Below are 3,495 nucleotides of genomic sequence, written 5' to 3' on the forward strand. Positions count from 1 at the left end.
GTAGGGTAATACTGGTTCTATACCGTACTTACTTTTTTCTTTTCGAAGAACTACAAACCTATATTCTGCATTTACAGGGTTATCTGCATTTCCTACTACGAAATACCAAAGTCGATCAGATGAAGTGGCGGTTTTTGTAAAAACATCTACGGAATAACGACCGTTAGACTTGATAAAACTGTCAAATATCTTATCAAATATATTTTTTATATCTCCTATGTATTTTAAAGAAATTGCTAACGTTTTACCAATACATTGGTGATTTCCATTGTATGCTGCTTCGCTTTTTAAGTGTGCTATTCCTAGATCTAATTCTTTTAAAATATTGTTTAAAATATGCTGTATTCGTGGACGATTATTATATAGAATAGCGCTATCTAAATCATCTAATTCTTTTTCTAATTTTACTTTAAAATCTCGCTCAATTCTTAATTTTATTATTGGTAATTCGTATTGAGGTTCAGCACAGCCAAATAAATGCTCAACTAATCCTTGAACGGCTACATCTAAAACAGGCTTTAATGTTTCAAATAATCCTTTAACAAGTTCTCCTTGCCAATTTCCAGCACCTTTTGATTGTTGTTTTTGTAACTGTTTTGGTTTAGCTGCTCCAGCTAAACCAAAATTATTTATTTTAGCTCTCATAAAAACATCTGATTTTTGATAAAAATCAGGTTCTTTAATTCCTGCTAAAGTTCCATCTATGGTATAATATCCTAATTTTAGATTTTTTGGATTTTTTTGATTTTTTGGAACAATTACATAAACGTGCGAATAACCAGCGGTTGCACTTTGTTTGATACGTCTTAAAAAATGATGTATTCCTAAATTTAAAAGAATTGTACTTGCAAAAATTGAGTAACTTTTACAGTCTATGCCGTTTTGACGACTTGCCCATGAACAAGCTGGACTTCTAAGCTCTTGATTTAATCCGTCTATTTTGTATTGAAAATGGTGGTATAAAAAAGAATGTATAGAAATAGCGGTTTCTTTGGTGCTTTTACCTGTAAAAGTTACTGCAATATTTTTTGTATGATTTTGATGTTTCTTTGACCAGATAGCCATATTATCAATTGCAGCTTTTGTATCTCCAGTAGTTAATTTGGTACTACTACAATTACTATAAGGCATTAAATGAGCGTATTGTTGCCCGCTTTTAATGTTCCTGTATAATGCTTGATTTATAGATTCTGCTTGATTCATTTACAACTATATCTGATTCGATACTGCAATAATAAAACAAGAAAAAAACATCATTTTAGGCTGGCATTATTTAGTAATCGATGGCATCATTTAATATCCTTTAAAATGGTTTAGCATATTGAAATTAAAATAATTGTTAATTTTTTTTTTTTAAAAAACCAATTGTTTAGTTTTGTTCTACTACTTAGAATACTCATTTGAAAAGATGGAGAGAGTTAGTTTTATGATAAAAAAACACAATTCTACTTTATATAATAAATTAACAATACTTAAATAATAATTATGAATTTAAAAACACTTTTAACAATATGTATAATTCTTTTACTTGCTATAAGTTGTAAAAACAACTCAAATAAAACAGACAACAATACATCATTAAACAATCCAAAAATAAAAAAAGAACAAAAGACTACTTTAGTTTCAGAATTAGAATCATATAAAGTAAATTTTAACAAAAAAGCTGATACTACAACTAAAACAAAGTATAAAAAAGGTTTAAATGCAGTAGTAAATAGTGGTATATTGGAATCTGCCAAAAATATTGGAGATATAGCACCCAATTTCAAACTTAAAAATGCAATTGGCGAAACTATTTCTTTAAAAAGCTATTTAGAGAAAGGTCCTGTTGTACTAACATGGTATAGGGGTGGTTGGTGTCCATATTGTAATCTTACACTACATTCTTTACAAGAAGAATTGCCTAATTTTATCGCAGAAGGAGCAAATCTACTGGCTTTAACTCCAGAATTACCTGATGAATCAATAAACACATCAGAAAAACATAATTTAGAATTTGAAGTATTAAGTGATATTCATAATAAAATTGCCAAAGAATATGGTGTAGTATTTAAACTCACCGAAGATGTAGCAAAAAAATATAATGAAAAATTTCAGTTAAATTTACATAACGGGGATACAAGCAACGAATTACCATTGGCTGTAACTTATATTATTAATACAGATGGTAAAATTGAATATGCGTTTTTAGATGCAGATTATAGAAACCGTGCAGAACCAAGTAAAATAACTAATTTTTTGAAAGAAATGAAAAAAAAATAACAGGATACAATAACTAAGCATATAGCCTAGCCGATAAGCAAAGGCTATATGTCCTTTAGGAATTTTTTTAATATTTATATCATCTAATAACTTCTCTGTTGAAATAATTTAAAATTGCATCTGCTTCACCTTTATCGAGGTTTCTAATGTTTTTAATTTCATTAATAGGTCGTTTCCTATTCTTTGAAACTATTTTCCAAGTAACCTCTTTAAACCTTTGAGCGGGTACGAATCTTAATTTAGCAGAAAGCATTGATTTTGTCATTTTAAATACCTATTTTAAATAAATTACTTATATTTGTAACAGGTTGGATTTTTGTATTTTCCTACTCACTTTTTCATTTTTCATAGCAATTTTTAACCACTCGTTCGGGGTGGTTTTTTTATGCTTTAAACTATCATTGTAATTATTGGTGCTGCTGCCCAAAAAACAATGTTTATAATTAGATAAATTGGCGAATTGTGTACTTTCCTATCATTTAAAATAGTTCCCTCTATTCGTTTATCTTCATCTAAAAAAACAGGTGTTATATTATATAATATTCTTTTTTGAACACTATCTAACTCCCCCCATTTTACCGAATTTTTAGAGCTTCTAAAATAAATAAATCCAATATATACAAATACTATAAACGCTGTAAAAGCGGTATAATACAGGTAGTCATTGTCTAAAAATGCACCTATCATTACTAAACTAAAAGAAACGCTAAGAGGTGTAGCACCTCTTAACATATTAATTTCTTTTCCGAATATTTGGGTTATATAACTTAATGCAAAATACTTTACTATTAATTTTCTTAACATAATTTCTAAAATCTATTTGGATATTCTATTACTTGTAATTCAATAACATCGCAATCTTGAAATTTAATTAAATTTTAATTTTTCGCTTAGTGGTTCATTATCTAATATTCCAAGGAAGATTTCGCCTTCTTCGGTATCGTTAAAATTTGCATTATTACTATCATATCTACCGATAACAATACACCAAAGCCGTTCTTTATCAATTAATACTTTTGCTAAAAAACGTGTCTTTTTATTTAAAAAAGAATTGATTATATCCCTGTTTTCTTTTTTGCTTTTAGCCACACTTTCAGCACTTGCTTTTATTTCTAATGGTCTTTTTAAATATTCGCTCATAATTTCTAAAAGATTTTTTTTAATTAACAACTTCCCATTTATTCGAAAACAATTCGATTTGAGTTGGTATCCATGGAACGTTCCCAAAACGAC

At 28.2% G+C, this 3,495-nt stretch carries 5 protein-coding genes; 1 reads left to right on the forward strand and 4 read right to left on the reverse strand.

All coding sequences use genetic code 11. The annotated features are described in order from the left end of the window. A partial coding sequence (locus AQ1689_RS08430) for a hypothetical protein (RefSeq protein ID WP_219618441.1) occupies positions 1-1,203 on the reverse strand: 1,203 nt, incomplete at its 3' end. A 282-nt stretch (positions 1,204-1,485) separates the two neighbouring features. Between AQ1689_RS08430 and AQ1689_RS08435 the strand changes: the two genes are divergently transcribed. Further along, the gene (locus AQ1689_RS08435) at positions 1,486-2,262 is read left to right on the forward strand and encodes a peroxiredoxin-like family protein (RefSeq protein ID WP_101955813.1); all 777 of its coding nucleotides are present in this window, start codon (positions 1,486-1,488) and stop codon (positions 2,260-2,262) included. 79 nt (positions 2,263-2,341) lie between these two features. On the opposite strand, the gene AQ1689_RS08440 is transcribed toward AQ1689_RS08435, so the two are convergent. The 3 genes from AQ1689_RS08440 to AQ1689_RS08450 all read right to left on the reverse strand — a co-directional run bounded on the left by AQ1689_RS08440 (position 2,342) and on the right by AQ1689_RS08450 (position 3,402). Further along, a complete protein-coding gene (locus AQ1689_RS08440; protein WP_101955814.1) occupies positions 2,342-2,527 on the reverse strand; it encodes a hypothetical protein in 186 nt (61 codons plus the stop codon). A gap of 125 nt (positions 2,528-2,652) precedes the next feature. After that, positions 2,653-3,066: a hypothetical protein gene (locus AQ1689_RS08445; protein WP_101955815.1), complete on the reverse strand. Its 414-nt coding sequence runs from the start codon at positions 3,064-3,066 to the stop codon at positions 2,653-2,655. A 63-nt stretch (positions 3,067-3,129) separates the two neighbouring features. Beyond that, on the reverse strand, positions 3,130-3,402 hold the full coding sequence (locus tag AQ1689_RS08450; RefSeq protein ID WP_145993745.1) for a hypothetical protein: 273 nt from the start codon (positions 3,400-3,402) through the stop codon (positions 3,130-3,132). Positions 3,403-3,495: the final 93 nt, after the last annotated feature.

This window comes from Tenacibaculum finnmarkense, from assembly GCF_900239185.1.
Taxonomy (GTDB): Bacteria; Bacteroidota; Bacteroidia; order Flavobacteriales; family Flavobacteriaceae; genus Polaribacter; species Polaribacter finnmarkensis.